The organism is Allokutzneria oryzae (assembly GCF_042429765.1).
GTDB classification, from domain to species: domain Bacteria; phylum Actinomycetota; class Actinomycetes; order Mycobacteriales; family Pseudonocardiaceae; genus Allokutzneria; species Allokutzneria oryzae.
Genome location: NZ_JBHLZU010000023.1, coordinates 1 through 20,764, shown reverse-complemented (window position 1 = coordinate 20,764; position 20,764 = coordinate 1). Strand labels below are relative to the sequence as shown.

The 20,764-nt window shown below is 70.8% G+C and carries 8 protein-coding genes; all 8 read left to right on the top strand.

Translation table 11 applies throughout. The annotated features are described in order from the left end of the window. Nucleotides 1-22: 22 nt before the first annotated feature. Nucleotides 23-1,942, top strand: a complete 1,920-nt coding sequence (locus ACFFQA_RS26955) for a hypothetical protein (protein ID WP_377858025.1) — start codon at nt 23-25, stop codon at nt 1,940-1,942. Continuing rightward, nucleotides 1,939-2,217 (top strand): acyl carrier protein, encoded by a 279-nt coding sequence (locus ACFFQA_RS26950; RefSeq protein ID WP_377858023.1) that lies wholly within the window; start codon nt 1,939-1,941, stop codon nt 2,215-2,217. Before ACFFQA_RS26955 ends, ACFFQA_RS26950 begins: the two co-directional genes overlap by 4 nt. Further along, nucleotides 2,214-3,221 carry a 3-oxoacyl-ACP synthase III family protein gene (locus ACFFQA_RS26945; RefSeq protein WP_377858021.1) on the top strand — a complete coding sequence of 336 codons (1,008 nt, stop codon included), beginning with the start codon at nt 2,214-2,216 and terminating at the stop codon, nt 3,219-3,221. Before ACFFQA_RS26950 ends, ACFFQA_RS26945 begins: the two co-directional genes overlap by 4 nt. Nucleotides 3,222-3,323: 102 nt before the next feature. Further along, entirely contained in the window at nt 3,324-4,976 is a 1,653-nt protein-coding gene (locus ACFFQA_RS26940; RefSeq protein ID WP_377858018.1) for a fatty acid CoA ligase family protein, read from the top strand. Further along, entirely contained in the window at nt 4,973-5,968 is a 996-nt protein-coding gene (locus ACFFQA_RS26935) for an NAD-dependent epimerase/dehydratase family protein (protein ID WP_377858016.1), read from the top strand. The genes ACFFQA_RS26940 and ACFFQA_RS26935 overlap by 4 nt, the downstream gene beginning before the upstream one ends. Continuing rightward, a complete protein-coding gene (locus tag ACFFQA_RS26930) occupies nt 5,965-7,473 on the top strand; it encodes a PfaD family polyunsaturated fatty acid/polyketide biosynthesis protein (protein ID WP_377858014.1) in 1,509 nt (502 codons plus the stop codon). Before ACFFQA_RS26935 ends, ACFFQA_RS26930 begins: the two co-directional genes overlap by 4 nt. Nucleotides 7,474-7,483: 10 nt before the next feature. Next, the gene (locus ACFFQA_RS26925) at nt 7,484-13,312 is read left to right on the top strand and encodes an SDR family NAD(P)-dependent oxidoreductase (protein WP_377858012.1); all 5,829 of its coding nucleotides are present in this window, start codon (nt 7,484-7,486) and stop codon (nt 13,310-13,312) included. Next, the gene (locus tag ACFFQA_RS26920; RefSeq protein WP_377858009.1) at nt 13,312-20,214 is read left to right on the top strand and encodes a beta-ketoacyl synthase N-terminal-like domain-containing protein; all 6,903 of its coding nucleotides are present in this window, start codon (nt 13,312-13,314) and stop codon (nt 20,212-20,214) included. Before ACFFQA_RS26925 ends, ACFFQA_RS26920 begins: the two co-directional genes overlap by 1 nt. The last annotated feature ends 550 nt before the right edge of the window (nt 20,215-20,764 follow it).

Below are 20,764 nucleotides of genomic sequence, written 5' to 3'. Positions count from 1 at the left end.
CGGTCCCTCGGGAGAAAGCGCTGTGGGTCAAACACGTCTGGCATGTGCCGGAATCGGGTACGCCGTCGGCTCTTGCGGCTCGGCGGCGGAGTTCGAACGCGCGGTGTACGCGGGCGCCGAGCTCGAAACGGGTCGGTCGTGGCCCGTGGAGCGCGTGCTGGAGGAGGCGTTGCGCGACGCCGCGGTCTCCCAGCGGGACGAGTGCGTTGTCACCGTGCGCGTGACCGAGGGCGTGCCGAAGGCACTGGAACGGGCACGGGAGGAGCTCGCCGACGCGGACGTGGTGCTGCTGTGCGCCGAGGAGGCCGGGGGAGCGGTCGCGATCGCCCTCACCGCGCTCGCCCGGCCGAGCCCGCGCGTCTACGCGACCCTGGACGTCCTGGACGCGGACGAGGCGGTGACGCTGAGCGAGCTGGTCAAGGCCGCGTTGTGCCTGCACCACCGGTACCTGCCGCCGGGTCCGGAGAACGGTGGCGTGAGCTGCCCGTGGCTGCGCGAGGTGGACAATAGTCCACTTCGGACGGTCAGGGGCGGCGTCGCGCTCGTCGGCGCCTCCGTGCGGCCGGGGATCGACTGGCACCACACCACCGACGTCGTCCTGTTGCCCGTGACCGGCCGCGACACCGAGCACCTCATGCGATCCATCGCCCAGGTCAAGGAGGCCGTCGAGTCGGGAACCGAGCTCGCCGAGCTCGTGGCGGAGGAGCCGGACGCCCCGCTGCGGGCGGTGTTCTGCGTGACTCCGGGCTCCGCGGTCCGCGAGCTCGACCGTGCCCTGGTCTCCTTGCCACGGGCGCACGCGGAGGGCAAGGACTGGGCCAGTCCGACCGGGAGCTACTGCGCCGCCCGCCCGATCGGTGCTGACGGCAAGGTCGCGGTGGTGTACCCGGGGTTGTTCACGCTCTACCCCGGGCTGAGCCGCGACCTCATGCGCCGCTTTCCGCTCCTGCACACGGAACTGGAGAAGTTCGGCGGTGCCGTCGGCCATGCGGGCTATCGCGATCTGGCCCAGCGCTTGCTCGGCCGGATCAGCGGAGCCGAGGACGAGGCCGCGCTGGAACGCGAGCTGTTCGGGGACCTCGCCGCGCTGTGCGCCATCGGTGTCGTGTACAGCTCCGCCCACACCCGGTTGTTGCGCGAGCTGCTGGGACACCGCGACATCGGAGCGCTCGGGTACAGCCTCGGCGAGGTCAGCATGAGCGTCGCGGCCCGGGAGGACTCCCACGACCTGTGGGCTCTTGAGGACGTGGAGCTGATGGAGAAGCTCCGTGACGGCATCGACGCCGCGCACCGGGAGGTGCGTCAGCGGTGGCGGATTCCCGAGTCCGAGCAGCGCCCGGTGTGGGGCTCGCGCGTCCTGGTCACCGACCCCGGCCGGGTCCGGGCGGCGGTGTCGGGCCGCGAACGCGTCTTCCTGAGCCACATCAACACGCCCAACGAGGTCGTGATCAGCGGTGACCCGGTGGAGTGCGCCGCGGTGGCCGCCGAGCTCGGCGTGCCGAGCATGCCGTCGGCGCACAGCCACATCTTCCACACCCCGTTGATGACCCCGGCCTACTTCGGCGGTGGCTTCGACAGGCGGTTGACGCCCGATCCGGAGATCGAGCTGTTCAGCGCCTACGAGAACCGGCCGCTGCCGCGCGGGACGGGTGAGCTGGGGCGGGTGGTCCCGCTGATGCTCAGCCGGACCGTCGACTTCACCCGGCTGGTGCGCGCCGCGTACGTGGCCGGTTACCGCTACTTCCTCGAAGTCGGTCCCGGCGGCATGTGCACGCGCTGGGTCGGCGACTCGCTCGCGGGCAAGCCGCACGTGGCCGTCGCGCTCGAACGGCGTGGCACCCCGGCCACCACGACCGTCGCCGGCCTGCTCGCCCGGCTGGCGAGCAACGGCGTTCCGCTCGGCCTCACTCCCTTCCTGCCCGTCCCCAAGGAGGCACCGTGACCACAGAATCCGCCGAGGTCGTCGACCGCGCGGTGGTGCTGGCGTACGTGCGCGAGCAGATCGCCAAGCACCTCGACGTCGATGTCGCGGAAGTGCCGGAGGACGCGCCGGTCTACGCGCTGCCCGAGATCGACTCGCTGAAGGCGATGCGGGCGGTCACCGAGGTCGAGAAGCGCTTCGGGATCACCGCGCCGGTCGGCGAGATCATCGTGGTCCGCACCGTCGGCGAGGTCGCGGACCTGGTGCTCGCGGCGATCGAGGAGAACCGCGCGTGAGGTACTCCAGGATCAGTGAGATCGCGGTGCACCTGCCGGAGGCGGGTCTGACGACGGAGGAGGTCGAAGCCCTCGTCGCCGAACGCAACCCGGGTTTCGAGCCGCCGCCCGGACTGGTCGAGCGGTTCACCGGCGTGCGGTTCCGGCACACCGCGCCCGAGGGCACCATGCCGTCGGACCTGGCGGTCGCCGCGATCGAGAAGCTGTTCGCCGCGTGGGGCCACGGCATCGGCGACGTGGACCTGATGATCTTCGCCGCGGCGAGCATGGACGTCATCGAGCCCGCGACGGCGCACATCATCTCCGACAAGCTCGGCGGCGGCTGCCCGGTCTTCGACGTGAGCAACGCGTGCAACAGCGTGATCAACGCGATCGAGATCGCCGACGCGCTCATCCGCACCGGGAGCTACAACCGGATCCTCATCGCCTGCGGGGAGCGGATCTCCGAGGGCGCGCGGTACCGCGGCATCGAGACCATGGAGGACTACGTCAGGGCCGGTGCGTCCTACACGGTCTCCGACGCGGGTGCCGCCCTGCTGATGGAGGCCAGTGACGCGCCCGGCGTGCTCATGCACCGCTTCACCGCCAACTCCAGCGCCTGGTCGGCCACGGTCGTGCCGCTGACCCACGACAAGGAGCTGGACTGCCTGCGCAGCGACTACGTCGGCGTCAAGACGCTGGAGCTGATGAAGGGGCTGGACGAGGCGGACATCTCGCCGCTGCTCGACGCGGTGGCCGAGCTCGGCATGACGATGGACGACTTCGCGGTGGTCTGCGTCCACCAGGCGGTCCTGGCGTACATGCCGGTGTTCTGCGAGCGCGCGGGGATCTCGCCGGAGCGCACGCTGGTGACGCTCGCCGACCACGGCAACGTGGCGTCGGCGACGCTGCCGCTGCAACTGGTCACCGCCGTGGAGACCGGCCGCCTGAACCCGGGCGACCACGTGCTGCTCGTGGGGCTGGCCAGCGGGCTCAGCCTCGGTGTGCTGGCGATGAGGTGGTGAACCATGGGTGCTGACAGTCCACTGTCGTCCGAACCACTGGTGCCCGAAGATCCGCTTGCGGGATCGAGAATCGGCACCGAAGATCCGCTCGCGGGATCGAGAGTGGGCACCGAAGATCCGCTTGCGGGGACGGGTGTCCGCGCGGAGGACTTCCTCGGCGCGTTCGAGGACGTGGTGCGCAACCGGCCGGAGACACCGGCGTTGTGGTGGCCCGCTCGGGGCGGGGCGTACGCGATGATGAGCTACGCCGAGCTGGCCGAGCTGTGCGAGAAGTACACGAAGGCGCTGTGGAACGCGGGGCTGCGCAAGGGGATGCGCGCTTGCGTGCTGGTGCCGCCCGGCCCGGAGCTCGGCGCGGTGTTCTTCGCGCTGAGCCGCATCGGCGTGGTGCCGGTGCTCATCGACCCGGGCATCGCCAAGACCGCGCTGCGGTCGTGCATCGCGGAGTCCGCTCCCGAGGTGTTCATCGGTGTCCCGCTCGCGCACGCCGCGCGGGTGGTGCTGGGCTGGGGTCGGTCGAGCGTGCGCATCGCGATCACCCTGGGGCGGCGGTGGTTCTGGGGTGGCCCGACGCTGAAGGGGTTGCTCGCGCGGGGGAGCGAGGAGCCGCCGCGGGCCGCTGTCGAGCCGGACGCGCTGGCGGGCATCGCCTTCACCTCCGGTTCGACGGGGCCGCCGAAGGGCGTGGAGTTCCGGTTCCGGCACCTCAGCGCCCAGATCCGGTTGGCGGGCAAGGTCTTCCCGATCCCGTCCGGCATGGTCGGCATGTCCACCTTCCCGCCGTTCTCGCTCGCCGGGCCCGCGCTCGGCCTGAGCATGGTGGTGCCGGACATGGACCCGGTGCACCCGGCGGAGGCCGACCCGGCCACGCTGGTCACCGAGATCGACCGGTTCCAGGTCGCGGGCATGTTCGGCTCGCCCGCGCTGCTGGACCGGTTGTCCCGGTACTGCGCCGAGCACGGCATCGTGCTGGACTCGCTGCACACGGTCACCTCGGCGGGCGCCTCGCTCGATCCCCGGATCGCCGAGCGGATGCGCGCGTGCCTGCCGCCGGGCGCGCACCTGTACTCCGGGTACGGGGCGACGGAGTGCCTGCCGGTCAGCGTGATCGAGAGCCGGGACCTGCTCGGCGAGCCCCGCAACGCCAGCGAGAACGGCGCGGGGACCTGCGTCGGGGTGCCGCTGGCGGAGAACCTGGTCCGGATCATCCGGGTGGACGACGGCCCGATCCCGGAGTGGAGCGATGACCTGCTCGTCCCGCAGGGGGAGATCGGTGAGATCACCGTGGCGGGTCCGAGCGTCAGCGAGGCGTACTACGGCAGGCCCGAGGCCACCGCGCTGCACAAGATCCGCGACGGGCACCGGGTCGTGCACCGGGTCGGTGATCTCGGCTGGATCGACGAGGACGGGCGGCTGTGGTTCTGCGGCCGCAAGTCCCAGCGGGTGCGCACCGCGCGCGGCGACCTGAACACCGAGCAGATCGAGCCCATCGCCAACACGGTGGTCGGGGTGAGGCGCAGCGCACTGGTCGGAGTCGGCCCCGCGGGCGCGCAGAAGCCGGTGATCTGCGTGGAGACCGAGCGGGGGGTGCGGCAGGCGGACCGGGACCGGATCGTCGAGGAGGTCCTGGAGCTGGTCGGCGACCGGGGTGTGCGGAACGTTCTGTTCCACTCGAAGTTCCCGGTGGACGTGCGGCACAACGCGAAGATCGGCCGCGAGCGGCTGGCGCGCTGGGCGACGAGGTGCGTGCGATGAAGATCCTCGTGACCGGCGGCGGCGGGTTCCTCGGCAAGGCGGTCTGCGCACGCCTGGTCGACGCGGGCCACCAGGTGGTCTCCTTCTCCCGCGGCAGCTACCCGCAGCTGGACGAGCTCGGCGTCGACCAGCACAAGGGCGATCTGCGGGACTACTCCGAGGTGAGCGCCGCCGTCGAGGGCAAGGACGCCGTGGTGCACTGCGCCGCCAAGGCAGGCGCGTGGGGGCCGACCTACGAGTTCTACGGGATCAACGTCCTCGGCACCGACAACGTGATCAACGCGTGCCGTGAGCACGGGGTGCGGCGGCTGGTGCACACCTCCAGCCCGAGCGTCGTCCACAATGGACAGGATCTGGACGGCGTCGACGAGAGCGTTCCGTACGCGACGCACTTCCCCGGCCACTACCCGAGGACCAAGGCCGAGGCGGAAAAGAAGGTCCTCGCCGCGAACTCGCCGGAGCTGGCCACGGTCGCGCTGCGCCCGCACCTGATCTGGGGGCCGGGCGACCCGCACTTCCTGCCCCGCATCCTGGGCCGGGCGAGGGCCGGGCGGATGCGGCTGATCGGTCCGCCGGGCAAGCGCGTCGACACGATCTACATCGACAACGCCGCCGACGCGCACCTGCTCGCCCTGGAACGGCTGGAGCCCGGCTCGCCGATCGCGGGCAGGTCCTACTTCCTCACCCAGGACGACCCGCACACGGCAGACGAGACGCTCAACGCGCTGCTGGAGGCGGCGGGGCTGCCGCCGGAGACGCGGCGCGTGCCCTTCGGGCTGGCCAAGGTCGCGGCCTCGGTGGTGGAGACCGCGTACCGGCTGGCCGCCGCGCGCTCGGAACCGCCGCTGACCCGGCTGGTCATCGACCACGGCGGCACCTCGCACTGGTTCGACATCTCCGCGGCGCGCCGCGACCTCGGCTACCACCCGAAGGTCAGCACCGAGGAGGGCCTGCGGCGGCTGAGCGAGTACCTGGCACAGGAGAGACCATGATCGACCTGATCCACCGCGTCCGGGAGCCGCTGCACGTCGTGCGCGGCGCCGACGGCGCGATCACCGTCGGTCAGCCCGGCGGCGAGGTGCTGGGCGTCCTGCCCGCGCTCTACCCGGAGTGGCTGGGCGAGCGCAGCTTCGCCGAGGCGCACGGCGTGCGTTTCCCTTACGTGGCAGGGGAGATGGCCAACGGCATCGCGACGACCCGCATGGTGGTCGCGATGGCCCGCGCGGACATGCTCGGCTTCTTCGGGGCTGGCGGCCTCGCACCGTCCGGAGTCGAGAGTGCCGTCGACGAGCTGTGCCGCGATCTCGCCGACCGGTCGAACTGGGGCGTGAACCTGATCCACTCCCCGACCGAACCGGCCATCGAGGAGGCGGTCGCGGACCTGCTGATCCGGCGCGGCGTTCCCCGGATCTCCGCATCGGCGTTCATGACCCTGACCCCGGCGGTGGTGCGCTGCGCGGTCTCCGGCCTGCGCCGCGAGACCAACGGCTGGATCAGCCGCCGAACCGCCGTGTTCGCCAAGCTCTCCCGACCGGAGCTCGCCGAGCAGTTCGTCTCCCCGGCGCCGGAACCCCTGCTCCGCGTCCTGCTGGAGCGCGGCCAGATCACCGCCGAGGAGGCCGAGCTCGCACGCCTCGTTCCCGTTGCCGAGGACGTCACCGTGGAGGCCGACAGCGGCGGCCACACCGACAACCGCCCGCTCTCAGCCCTCCTGCCCACGGTTCTGGCCGTCCGCGACGAGATCTCCGCGCGCCACGGCTACCACCGGCCGGTGCGCGTCGGCGCGGCGGGCGGCCTTGGCACTCCGGCGGCGGTCGCGGCGGCCTTCGCGCTCGGCGCCGCCTACGTGCTGACCGGGTCGGTGAACCAGGTCGCCGTGGAGGCCGGAGTTTCCGAGGAGGCCAAGCAGCTGCTCGCGCAGGCCGACATCACCGACGTGGCGATGGCCCCGGCCGCCGACATGTTCGAGCTCGGCGTCAAGCTCCAGGTGCTCAAGCGCGGCACCATGTTCCCGGCCAGGGCGAACCGGCTCTACCAGCTCTACCGCGACCACGACTCGCTCGAAGCGATCCCGCAGCGGCTGCTGGACCGGCTGGAGAAGGAGGTCCTCGGCACCTCGGTCGCGGACGTGTGGGTGCGGACGAAGCAGTTCTGGGCCGATCGCGACCCCGCCGAGCTGGACAAGGCCGAAAGGGACCCGAAGCACCGGATGGCGCTGGTCTTCCGGTGGTACCTCGGCGGGTCCAGCCGCTGGGCGATCATCGGCGAGCCCGCCAGGCGCAGCGACTACCAGCTCTGGTGCGGCCCGGCGATGGGCGCGTTCAACCGGTGGACGGCGGGCAGCTTCCTCGCCGAACCGGCGAACCGGTCCGTCGTCCCCATCGGACTGAACCTGCTGGAGGGCGCCGCCGCGCTCACCCGCGCCCACCAGGCGCGCACCTACGGCGTCGCGGTCCCCGCCGAGGCCTTCGTCTTCCGTCCCCGCCCGCTGAGTTGAGGAAGTGGTCATGTTCGAGGACTTCGTGCCCTCCCTGCCGATCGCGGTCGTCGGGCTCGGCGCGCTGCTGCCGGGCTCGGGCGGGGACGCGGGTGCGGCCGGCTTCTGGCGGACGGTGGTCGGCGGCAAGGACCTGATCAAGGAGATCCCGCCGGAGCGCTGGCTGGTCGAGGACTACTACGACCCCGACCCGACCGCCCCGGACAAGACCTACGCCAAGCGCGGGGCCTTCCTGTCCGAAGTGGACTTCGACCCCCTGGCCTTCGGGGTCCTGCCGAAGAACCTCTCCCAGACCGACGCCGCGCAGCTGCTGTCCCTGATGGTCGCCGAGCAGGTGCTCGCCGAGGTGGCGGGCGGTGATCCGTCCACACTGGACCGGGAGCGGACCGGTGTGGTGCTCGGAGCGTCCGCGCTGAACCTGACCGGCCAGCTGGCGCACCGGCTCAGCACGCCGCTGCTCCTGCGGGTGTTGCGGGAGCAGGGGTTACCCGAGTCCACCGCGCAAGCCGTCGCCGCGCGGTTCGCGCGGCTGGCACCGGACTGGGGCGAGGCGAGCTTCCCCGGCCTGCTGACCAACGTGATCTCGGGACGGATCGCCAACCGGTTCGACCTGCACGGGATGAACCACACCACCGACGCCGCGTGCGCCAGCTCCTTCGCGGCGCTGACGACCGCGATCGACGAGCTGTCTTCTGGTCGCGCGGACCTGATGATCACCGGTGGTGTCGACACCGCCAACGAGAGCTTCATGTTCGTCTGCTTCTCCAAGACCCCGGCGCTGTCCCAGACCGGGGACTGCCGACCGTTCTCGGACAAGGCCGACGGGACGATGCTCGGCGAGGGTGTGGCCATGTTCGCCCTCAAGCGGCTCGTCGATGCCGAGCGCGACGGGGACAAGGTCTACGCGGTGATCCGCGGTGTCGGCACCTCCTCGGACGGCGGCGGCACCGCGATCTACGCGCCGGTTCCAGAGGGACAGGCGCGAGCCCTGCGCCGCGCCTACGAGCTCGCGGGGTACTCACCGTCCACAGTGGAGCTCGTCGAGGCGCACGGCACCGGGACCAAGGCCGGGGACGCGGCGGAGTTCGCCGGACTGCGCTCGGTGTTCGGATCCGAGCGCGACGACAGCCAGTGGTGCGCCCTCGGCTCGGTGAAGTCGCAGATCGGGCACACGAAGTGCGCGGCGGGCGCGGCGGGGCTGCTCAAGGCGGTCCTGGCGCTGCACCACCGCGTCCTCCCGCCGACGATCAAGGTGGACGCGCCCAACCCGAGCCTGGAGATCGAGAACAGCTCGTTCTACCTCAACACGGAGGCCCGCCCGTGGGTGCGCGCGGCCGACCACCCCCGTCGCGCCTCGGTGTCGAGCTTCGGGTTCGGCGGCAGCAACTTCCACGTGACGGTCGAGGAGTACGTCCCAACGGAGTCCGGCTGGGCCGAGCGCGCTCCCCGCACCCGCACCTCGGCGACCGAACTCCTGCTGTTCAGCGCGGACTCGCATCAGGACCTGCTCGTCCGGGCACGGGAAGCCGACGTGGACCGCGCGCGGACGCTCCAGCAGGACTTCGACCCCAAAGCCCCGGTCCGGCTCGCGGTGGTGGCCAAGGACGCGGCCGACCTGCGAACGAAGATCGAACAAGCCGCCGAACTCATCGAACGCAACCCCGACGAGGCGTTCACCGCGCCCGGCCTGTCGTATTCGTCGGCTGCGCCTGACCTCGGCGGGCTCGCGCTGGTGTTCCCCGGCCAGGGATCGCAGTACGTGGGTATGGGCTCAGCTCTCGCGATGCGCCTGCCCACGGTGCAGAAGGCGTGGGACCGTTACGGCACAAGGGAGTTCGACGGGACACAGCTGCACCGCCTGGTCTTCCCGCCACCGGCGTTCACCGCCGCTGAACGACAGGAGCAGGCCGCGAAGCTGACCGCAACCGAGTGGGCGCAACCCGCACTCGCCGCGCACAGCCTCGCGCTGCTCGACCTGGTCCGAGCCCTGGGACTGCGCCCGGACTGCGTCGCTGGCCACAGCTTCGGCGAGCTGACCGCGTTGCACGCCGCAGGAGTCCTCGAAGCGCAGACGCTGCTGGACATCGCCCGGCGGCGCGGCGAGCTGATGCGCGACGCGGCGCGGACCACCGCAGGGGCGATGCTCGCCGTCACCGCGACCAGGGAGAGGATCGAACCCGCGCTCGCGGACCTCGACGGGATCTGGGTCGCCAACCACAACGCGCCTGAACAGGTCGTTCTGTCCGGGACCACCTCCGGGATCGAGGCGGCGGAGGCGGTGTTCAAGGGCCAGGGCATCGCCACCAGGAGGCTCGAAGCGGCGACGGCCTTCCACAGCCCCGTGGTCGCCGACGCCGCCCGACCGTTCGCGGAGTTCCTGTCCACCGTGGACATCGCGACCGCGACCGTTCCGGTGTACGGAAACGCCGACGCCGAGGTCTACCCGTCCGAAGTGGACGAGGTCCGGAGCCGGATCGCGAGCCACCTCGCGTCCCCGGTGCTGTTCCAAGCGCAGGTCGAGGCGATGTACGCGGCAGGCGTGCGGACCTTCGTCGAGGTCGGTGCTGGCAGCACGCTCACCGGCCTGGTCGGTCGTGTCCTGGGGGAGCGGCCGCACGTGGCCGTGTGCCTGGACCGTCCTCGCCGCGACGGCGTGACCACCCTGAACGAAGCCCTCGGCCGACTCGCGGTCGCTGGGGCGGAACTCGACTTCGCCGTGCTCTGGGAGGAGTACGGCTCGGTACCGACGCCCCAGCGGAAGGACGGCGCACGGATGACGGTGAAGATCGACGGTGGGACCTACGACCGCACCTACCCGCCGAAGGAGGGCACCGCCCCCGTCACCACGAACGGCGCCGCTCCCGCCGTAATGGCATCACCCCAACCCGTCGTCACCCACAGCACGAACGGAGCCAACGGCCACATCCCCGCTCCGAGCCAGCTGACCAACGGTGCAGTGCCGAACGGTGTTGGCACGGTGGCACCGGTTCCGCCCGCCGTGAAACCTCAGCACGCCGACGCACCGATGCTGTCGCTGCTGGAGGAAGCACAGCGGCAGGCCGCGCTGGCGCACGCGGACTACCAACGTCAGACGGCCGAAGCCCACGCGGACTACCAGCGCCGAGTCACCGAGAGCCACCTCGCCTACCTGCGCATGTCGGAGCTGTCGCTGTCGGCCCTCCTCGGCACGCCGCCACCAGCGGCGCAACCGGTTGCCTACGAACCGCCTCGCGTGAACGTGCCCGCCGCAGTACCGGTCCCAGCCTCGGCCCCGATGGCTCCGGCGGTCATGGCCCCGCCGCCTGCCGTGATGGCACCACCGCCGTCGCTCCCGGCTCCCGTCACGCCGACGCCTGAGCCCGCTCCCGTGGTCGAACAACTGTCCGAAGTGGACATCAACGAGAAGATCCTCGAAGTGGTCGCGGAGCGCACCGGCTACCCGGTGGAGATCCTCAACCTCGACATGGAGCTCGAATCCGATCTGGGCATCGACTCGATCAAGCGCGTGGAGATCCTCTCCGCCTTCCGTGACCAGACCGGCGACCTCCCCGACAGCGACATCGCCGAGTTCGCCGCCGCGCGCACACTCCGCGAGGTCGCGGAAAAGGTCCGCGGCCTCAACAGCACCGCCGCGCCCTCGGCGCCCGCGGCACCAGCACCGGAACCCGTCGCCGTACTCGGTGACCTGGTCAGAAGCGTGCCCAAGGCAGTCCCCGCAGCCCCGGTCGGTCTTGCTGTCACCGGCCTGTTCGCCGGTCCGATCGCGGTGGTCGACGACGGCACCGGAGTCGCTGAGCACGTGGTCACCGAACTCCGCGCGCACGGGTGCACCGCCACCATCGAAGCCGAGGTACCCGCCGAGGCCACGGGCGTGATCATCCTCGACCTCGCCACCGTCGCGGCTGACAAGGCGGTCGCCCACCTCACCACTCCGATCCTCACCGCGGCGAGCGTGGCGAACCGCTGCAAGCTCCTCGTCACCGTCCAGGACTCCGGAGGGGACTTCGGCCTGAGCGGGACGCACGGCGATCGTGCGTGGACGGCCGGACTGTCCGGCCTCGCCCGCACCGCCGCGCGTGAATGGCCGGAGTCCGCGGTCAAGGCGATCGACTGCGAACGCGGGACCCGCACACCGGAAGAGCTCGCCAAGGCGATCGTGGGTGAGCTCGTCGAGGGTGGTCCCGACCTCGATGTCGGGCTTCGCGCGGACGGCACCCGCAATGTCCTCCGTGTGGAGCCGGAACTTTTGACCGGCACCGGAACCACGAAGATCACCAAGGACTCGGTGATCGTGGCGACGGGCGGTGCTCGCGGGGTGACGGCGGCCTCGCTGGTCGAGCTGGCGAAGAGACATCAGCCCCGTGTGGTGCTGCTGGGACGCACTCCGCTGAAGATCGAGCCCGGCGGGCTCGGCGCTCACCAGGACGAACCGTCGCTGGTCCGCGCGTTGGCCACGACCGCTCCCGCCGATCCCGCCACGCTGTCGTCGCAGGCCAAGGAGATCCTCGCGGCCCGCGAGGTGCGCAAGACGATCGAGACGCTGGAGAACGCGGGCTCGTCCGTGCGTTACGCCGTCGTCGATGTCCGGGACGAAGCCGCCTTGACCAGGGCATTGGACGACGTCCGCTCCGCGTGGGGACCGATCACCGGCATCGTGCACGGAGCCGGGGTGCTCGCGGACAAGCACTTGGCGGACAAGGACTCCGAGCAGGTCAACCGCGTCCTGAGCACCAAGCTCGACGCGCTGCGCACCCTGTTGCGGGCAACGGCGGACGACCCGATCGAGCTGCTGTGCCTGTTCTCCTCGGTGACCGGGCTGTTCGGCAACGCGGGCCAGGCGGACTACGCGGTCGCCAACGAGGTGCTCGACCAGGTAGCCGCCGTCGAACGCACGCGCCGTCCCGGCTGTGTGGTGCGCTCGATCGACTGGGGGCCGTGGCACGGCGGCATGGTCACGCCCCAGCTCGCCGAGCTCTTCACCCAGAACGGAGTTCCGCTGATCCCGGTCGACGCCGGAGCGAGCGCGTTCGTCACCGAGACCGCGAGCCCTGACGCGCCGAGCCGGGTGTGCCTTGCCCAGCAGAACGGCACTGCACCGATCCCCGCGACCACTCCGACGCAGGTGCTCGTGAACCAGCACCGCAACCCGTACCTCATCGACCACACGATCAACGGCGTCACGGTGCTTCCGGTCGTCATGTCGGTGGAGTGGTTCACGCGGACCGCAACGGAACCTGTCGTGCTGCGGAACCTTCGCGTGCTGCGCAAGGTCGCGCTGCCCGACTACGCTGGAGACGGGAACCGGCTCATCGTGCGCCGCAGCGACGCGGATATCGAACTCTGCGACGAGAGCGGCATCGCGCACGTGCGGGCCGCCGTGGTCAACGACGCCACACCTCGTGAGTGGCCCGAGCTCACCGACACCACGTCGCCGTTCCTGCCGGACCTCTACGACGGGTACGCACTGTTCCACGGCCCGCAGTTCCAAGCGCTGCGATCACTGGTGTGCGTCAATGACTCCGGCGCGATCGCGGAAGTGAGCGGTTCGACCGAACTCGGCTGGCCCGAGGACGGCTGGCGCACCGATGTCGCCGCATTGGACGGGATGCTCCAGCTGGCGTGTGTGTGGGGAGGGGTGCGGCTCAGAGCCGCGACACTGCCGATGGCCATCGGCGAGGTCCGCACGTACGGAGCGGGGCCGCTCGGGGCGGGGCGATGTGTCGTGTTCGCCGGGACCATGGGCTCCGCGCACATCACGTGCGACGTGGTGCTCACCGACGAGTCCGGTGCGGTGCGCGCGGAGTTCCTGGACGTCGAGCTGGTGCGTCGGCCGAGCTGATGACCTTCGAGCCCATCGCCGTGGTGGGTCGGGCGTGCCGGTTCCCCGGCGCGTCCGACCCGGACACCCTGTGGCGCAACGTCGTCGAACGCAGGTCGAGCCTCACGACGGTTCCCGCCACCCGCTGGCGGGTCGACGGCACCGGGATCGACGGCACCGGGATCGGCGGCTTCGTCGATCCCGGCCGCCCGGAGCTCGCCGGGATGGACCCGATCTTCGACTGGGTCCTGCACGGCACCAGGGACGCGCTCGCGGAGGCGAGGGCGGACAGCCGCGAGGCTGGTCTCGTCCTCGGCACCCTGGCCTATCCGAACGAGACCGCCAGCCGTTTCGCCGAACAGGTCTGGCGTGGCGAAGCGAGACCGGACCCGCGCAACTGGTTCTCCTCCGGCTTCCCCGCCCGCCTCGCCGCGACCACGTTGGGGCTGGGAGCCGGTGCGTTCGCGCTGGACTCCGCATGCGCTTCGGCCCTCTACGCGGTGAAGTACGCCTGCGACCGGCTGCACGACCGAACTGCCCGAGTCATGGTCGCGGGCGCGGTCAACCGCGCCGACAACCTGTTCCTGCACCGGGGGTTCCAAGCGCTGTCCGCGGCGAGCCCTACCGGCCGCAGCCGTCCGTTCCACCGCGAAGCCGACGGACTGGTCCCCGGAGAGGGGGCCGGGTTCGTCGCGCTGATGCGGCTCGCGGACGCCCTGGCGGACGGCATCCCGGTCCTCGGCGTGATCCGAGGGGTTGGCCTGTCCAATGACGGCAGACCAGGTGGCGTGCTGGCTCCCGACCAGCAGGGCCAGGAACGCGCGCTGCGCCAGGCGTACGCGCTGGCCGGACTGGACCCGGCGACAGTGTCCTATGTGGAGTGCCACGCGACCGGGACCGCGGTCGGCGATGCCGTGGAGGCCCGCGCGATGGCCTCGGTCTTCGGTGAGGCCCGCGATGTGGCGATCGGCTCGCTCAAGGCCGGGATCGGCCACACCCTCGCCGCGTCGGGCATGGCTGGCCTGCTGAAGGTTCTCGGTGCGCTGAACGCCGGAGTCCTCCCGGCCCAACCGGAACCGGTCGATCCGATCACCGCGCTCACGGGAACCCCACTGCGCATCCCCAGCACCGCCGAGGAGTGGAGCGGCCCACGACGGGCCGCGGTCAGCTCCTTCGGGTTCGGCGGTGCCAACGCGCACCTGATCGTGGACGCGTGGCACGACAACGCCGGGGTCCCTGAGCCATCACCGCCACCCGCGCCGGTAGCCGTCGTCGCGATCGGTGCCCGTGTCGGTGACGGTGAAGGCTTGGACGACTTCCGCGACGCGCTGCTGACCGGAACACCGGTAGCGGCATTGAAGTCCACAGTGGACGTGAATCTGACCGGTCTGTGCTTCCCGCCGACGGATCTCCGCGTCGCTGAGCCCCGCCAGCTCCTCGCCCTCGCGGCGGCCCGCGAAGCCGTTGCCGGCGTCGAGCTCCCACGCGAGCGCACGGCCGTGCTCGTAGGGATCGGCGACTCCGCGAAAGCCGCCCGCTACGGCGCACGCTGGCGAAACGGTGACGACGACAGCTACTCCGAACCCCTCGTGGGAGCCGGAGTGGTCGGCACGATGCCGCACATCACGGCGCACCGCATCAACACCCAGCTCGACCTCGCCGGACCCGGACTCGCGGTGTGCGCCGACGAGGAGTCCGGCCTGGTCGCACTGGAACTCGCTCTGCGCGCTCTCCGCCACCGTGAAGTGGACGCGGCGGTCGTCGGCGCGGTGGACGTCACGACCGACCAGGTCCAGCGTGCCGCGCTCCGCACCGACCAGCCAGGCGACGCGGCCGTGGTGCTGGTGCTCAAACGCCTCGACGACGCCAACCGCGACGGCGATCAGATCATGGCCGTTCTCGGTGCCAAAGCGGACGAACCGGGCCTTGAGGTCGGGGAAGCGGGATTCGATCCCGTCAGCCTCTTCGGAGCCACCCACGCCGCGAGCGGCTTGCTCGCCGTCGCGACAGCGGCGCTCGCGCTGCACCACCGAGCCAGGCCGCGCCGTGGTGCGCCCGCGCACCCCTTGAACGCCACCACGGCGACGGTGCGAACTCCACAAAGGACAGTCACGCTGACCGCAGGTCCACGGTTGCGGGTCTTCTCCGGAAAGGACCGCCAAGGCGTCCTGGACGCGGTCGCGGAGGGACGTGAGTCCAACGAGGGACCCGCCCGCCTCGCGATCGTCGGAGACGTGCTCGACCAAGCGGCGAAGTGGCTCCGGAACAAAGCGATCCGCCCACGCGGAGCGTCCTATCGGGACACCCCCGTAGCAGGAGAGACGGCCTTCGTCTTCACCAACGGCTCGGCAGCGGAACCCGGAGCGACCGCGCTCGACCAGATCCTCGCCGCCGGAGCACTGAGCACCAAGCACGTCGCGACCAGCCGCCGTCTCCTCGGAGAGCCGACCGCGGTCATCGGCTACTCCTCCGGCGAGACCACCGCGCTCACCGCGATGGGTGCCTGGAAGAACCCCGCCGAGCACGCTGACCAGGCCAGACGCAGCGGCCTGTTCGACAAGGAGATCGGCGGCGAGTACCGCACCATCCGACGAGCCTGGGCAGCACAAGGCATCGAGGGCGAACGCTGGGCGAGCTACCTGGTCTCCACGACAGCCGCACACGCGCGAGCGGAGCTGGCGTCGGAACCCGCCGTGCACCTGATGGCGATCAACGCCCCTGACCTCTGCGTTGTCGGTGGCGAGGCACAGGCATGCGCGGCCTGGATCGCCCGGCACGACTTTACCGCCGTCCAGCTCGACTACGACATGGCCGCCCACGCGCCCGAACTCGCCGAGATCGCCGCGCAGTGGTGGGAACTGCACCACCGGCCGACGACGCCGATCCCCGGTGTCCGCTTCTACAGCTGCGCCAGCGGAGAGCCCTACGAGCTGACCTCCGACTCCGTCGCCGCCGCGCTCACCCATCAGGTGCTGGGCACCATCGACTTCGTTCGGGTGATCGAGCGGGCCTGGGCCGACGGCGTGCGCGTCTTCGTCGAACACGGGCCGCGCAACCTGTGCACGTCGTGGATCACCCGCATCCTCGGCGACCGCGAACACCTGGCCGTGGCGATGGACACGCAGCTGGCCCAGGTGGTGGCCGACCTCGCGGCGGCGGGGCTCGCAGTGAACACCAGCAGTCCGCGTGTGCACTCCGAAAGGGCGAACATCATGAGGCTCCCGGTGGACCCGAACACGATCCAGCCCCGGCCTCAAGCCATGCCGCCCGCCCCGACGCTCCCGTCGGTACTGCGCCCGGCAGCGGCGCCGGTGCCCGCCGTGCCCGCCTGCACCGCCGCGATCGCCGAACTCCGCACCCTGGTGACCAGTGCGCACCGCGCGGCCCTGGCCGGACAAGCCGAGTCCTACCACCAGTTCCTCGCCGCGCACGCCGAAGCCGACCAGGCGTTCCTGCGCACCCTCACCGCACTCCGGCAACCCGCCGCCGCCCCGGCCGGTCTCCCCGGCCCGAAGTTCGACCGCGCGCAGCTGGAGTTCCTCGCCCACGGCCGGATCTCCGAGCTGTTCGGCCCGCTGTTCGCCGCGCAGGACCGCAAACACCGCCAAACCCGGATGCCCAGACCGCCGATGCTGCTCGCCGACCGGGTCCTCGGCATCGAAGGCGAACCCGGTGCCCTGACCACGGGCCGGGCGACCGGCACGATCTGGACCGAGACCGACGTCCGCGACGACTCCTGGTACCTCGACGGCTGTGGCCGCATGCCCGCCGGGATCATGATCGAGTCCGGCCAGGCGGACCTGCTGCTGATCAGCTGGCTCGGCGCGGACCTCCTCGGCGGAGACCGGGTCTACCGGCTCCTCGGCTGTGAGCTCACCCTGCACGGCGCCCCGCCCGGCGCGGGGGACACGCTGCGCTACGAGATCCACGTGGACGGCCACGGCCAGCAGCGCGTCTTCTCCTTCCACTACGACTGCTACGTCAACGGCGAGCTGCGCATGTCCGTCCGCAACGGCCAGGCGGGCTTCTTCACCGACGACGAGCTCGAAGCCGGCGACGGTGTCCTGTGGACCCCAGTCCAGACGACCGGCACGTCACCGGCGACGACCACGACCTCCGCCTTCACCGCCGAGCAGGTGGCGGCGTTCGCCGACGGCCGCCCGGCGGACTGCTTCGGCCCGGACTGGGAGACCACCCGCGCCCACGTCCGCACCCCGCGCGTCGGCTCGGGGCGCATGCGTCTGCTCGACGAGGTCACCGAGTTCGACCCGCGTCGCGGCTACCTCCGAGCGGAAACCACGGTCAACCCGGACGACTGGTTCTTCGACGGGCACTTCCACAACGACCCGTGCATGCCCGGCACTCTCATGTTCGACGGCGCGGTCCAGGCGTCGGCGTTCCACCTCGCGGCCTGCGGCCACACCATCGACCGCGACGGCTGGCGCTTCGAGGTCCAAGGCGGCACCCGCCTGCGTTGCCGGCGCCAGGTCACCCCTGCCAGCTCCCGCTTGCTCTACGAGGTCTTCGTGACCGCGATCGACGAGTTCTCGATCACCGCCGACGTGCTGTGCACTGTGGACGGTGTGAAGGCGTTCCACGCGGCGGGCCTGACGGTGGCCCTGGTCCCGGACTGGCCACTGGAGCACTGGCGCCGCCTCGGCCCACCGCGTGTCCAGACCGCAGGCGACCTCGTCCCGCTGCCGCTCCTGGGCGGACTCGTCGGCCATGAAGACGGCCGGAGCGGATTGAGGATGGCGCTCGCGTCCTCGTGGGGAAGACAGGCGGAGGCGGGCGGTGAGTCCCGCGCGCGCTTCGACGGAGCACTGCGCATGCCTCGCCTCCCCGGCCCGCCGTACTTGTTCGTCAGCCGTTTCGTCGAAGCGAACATCGAGGAGGGCGGGGAACGCGCAGGGGACACCCTCGTCGCGGAGTACGACGTGCCCGCAGACGCGTGGTACTTCGAGTCGACGGAACGGCCGGTCATGCCGCCCGCCGCGCTCATGGAGGTGGCGTTGCAGGTCTGCGGCGCCCTGTCCTCGATGACAACGAACCTGCTCGACGAGAAGGAGAGCCTCTTCTACCGCAACCTCGACGGTGCGGGAACCATGCTCGCCGCGATCACCCCGGACACCGAGGTCCTGCGCACCACGGCGGAGCTGCGCAGCGTCGCCCGCCTCGGCAACATGATCATCAACAGCTTCGTCGTCGACGTGCTCGCCGACGGGGTCCCGGCCTACCACGCGACGGCGGTCTTCGGCTTCTTCCCGAAGAAGGCGCTGGCCGAACAGGTCGGGCTGCCCGGTGGCCCGCCCGAGGAGCTGCCGCGGGGCCGTCCGCTCGACCTGAGCGGCCTCGACGGGACGCCACCCATGCTGCTGATGCTCGACCGCGTCACCGGCCACTGGCCGGACGGCGGCAAGGCCGGGCTCGGCAGGCTCCGCGCGGAGAAGGACGTCGACGCGGGGGAGTGGTACTTCAAGGCCCACTTCTTCCAGGACCCGGTCCAGCCCGGCTCCCTCGGCATCGAGGCGCTGTGCCAGGCGCTCCGGCTCCACCTGCGAGCACAGGGGCTGAGCGCGCCCGGCCACGACCCGGTGCTGCTCGGCCACGAGATGAAGTGGACCTACCGCGGCCAGGTCGTGCCCGGCAACGGGACCATGACCATGGAGATCGAGGTCCTCGCCGTCGAGCACGACCACGTGGTCGCCGAAGGCTGGCTCTGGTTCGAAGGACGCCGGATCTACCACATGAGCCAGTTCGCCATGAGCATCACGGGAGAGAGCCTGCTCGACCCCGCCACCGAACCCTGGCTCGCCGACCACGCCCCGGGGTGGGCAACGCCCGCGATGCCGATGATGTCCATTGTGGACCGTCTCGCCGACGCCGCGGCCAGGCGCACCGGGCGCGACGTGCACGCGGTACGTGAGGTCCAGCTCCGCCGCTGGCTGCCGACGGACCGCCCGCTCCGCCTGCGCACGGACGTGGACGTCTCCGAAGACACCGCACGAGTCACCCTGCTGACCTGGCGCGACGCCGCGACCGCCCACCTGTCCCGGTTCGAGGAGGTCGCCAGCGGAACGGTGCACCTGGGCGCGCACCCGCAACCCCGCCCTGAACCCTTCGCACCGCTCGTCGACGCGGTCGAGGAGGTCGATCCGTACACGAGCGGGGAGATGTTCCACGGCCCGGCGTTCCATTACGTCACGTCTCTGCACATGTCAGACGTCGGGAGCACGAGCGTGCTGGACGTAGACAGGGGCCGGGTCCCCCGAGGCCGCCTGCACCAGGGCCTGCTCGACGCCGTGGTGCACGGTGTGCCGGTCCACCACCTCAAGCGCTGGACGCCCGACGCCCCGGAAGGCCGGGTCGCCGTTCCGCACCGTCTCCAGGCGCTCGACCTGTACGAGCCCCTGCCCGATGGCGGCGAAGCTGTTTCGGAGATCCGTTTCGCCGGCCACGCCGACGGGAACCCAGTACTGCCGACCTTTGACATGCAGTTGCTGGTGGACGGCCGCGTGGCGGCACAGCTGCGGCTGGTCTACGTGATGATCAACGTGACGCTCGGCGCCTCGGTCCCGCTCTCCGTCCGTCGCGCCTTCCTCCGGGACCGGCTCCACGTGCCGGGGGTGGCGATGTCCATCAGGACGGGTGACGCTTCAGTGCTGAGTCACAAGATCGTTGACGCGATGGACGTCACGCCGGGCTCGGTCGCGAGGGTCTTCGGGATCACCCAGGACGAGGACCTGGACCGGACCGATCGCGCCGTGGTGATCGCGATCAAGGAGCACGTGGCGGGCCTCGCCGAGGTGCACCCGTACTTCGTGGCGGTCGCCGAGGACAGGCGCAGCGCGAGCGTGAACGGCACGACCTACCCGGTCGACGTCCTGCGGACCGCGGGCGATGTGACGGTCAGATCGCGCTGACCAGCCGATTTGACTTCTGATCATCAGCTACGTAATTTTCTCCGGGCCAGAGCGGCACGGACCGGAAACGGAACGGGCGCCAGGCGAACAGGACCCGCGAACCAAGCTCCCATCTCACGGTGGTAGAGTGGGCGGCCTGCGAAATCCGGGAACAACACACTCCTGACTAAACCCGCCTGGGTGCGGTGCGTCGCTGGGGTGTGCTCCCATCAGATGTGAAGTGAATATGTTCCGATAGGCGTGTGTGCGGAACGGTTTTCTGTGGAAATGGTGGGTTCGGCCCCGATTTGACACTGGAAATGCGGTTCGGATAACGTCGGCGGTGCCGACCTGAAAGGGTCTGTGACCTCGGCGAACACCAAATCCACGGTAACACCGGATTTGACACCGAGAATGCGGACCGGATACGGTTGGCGGGAAGCGAGAACTGAATCGGGACCGGCGAGAGACCGCGAAACAGCGGATTTGACACCGGAAACACCGACCGGATACGCTTCCGACACAACGAAATGAACGAGCAAATGCCCCGGACAGGGACCCGGTGATGGGT

Excerpts from the sequence above, each read along its gene's own strand:
- ACFFQA_RS26935 (WP_377858016.1), top strand. The coding sequence starts at position 4,973 with ATGAAGATCCTCGTGACCGGCGGCGGCGGGTTCCTCGGCAAGGCGGTC.
- ACFFQA_RS26930 (WP_377858014.1), top strand. The coding sequence starts at position 5,965 with ATGATCGACCTGATCCACCGCGTCCGGGAGCCGCTGCACGTCGTGCGC.
- ACFFQA_RS26925 (WP_377858012.1), top strand. The coding sequence starts at position 7,484 with ATGTTCGAGGACTTCGTGCCCTCCCTGCCGATCGCGGTCGTCGGGCTC.
- ACFFQA_RS26920 (WP_377858009.1), top strand. The coding sequence starts at position 13,312 with ATGACCTTCGAGCCCATCGCCGTGGTGGGTCGGGCGTGCCGGTTCCCC.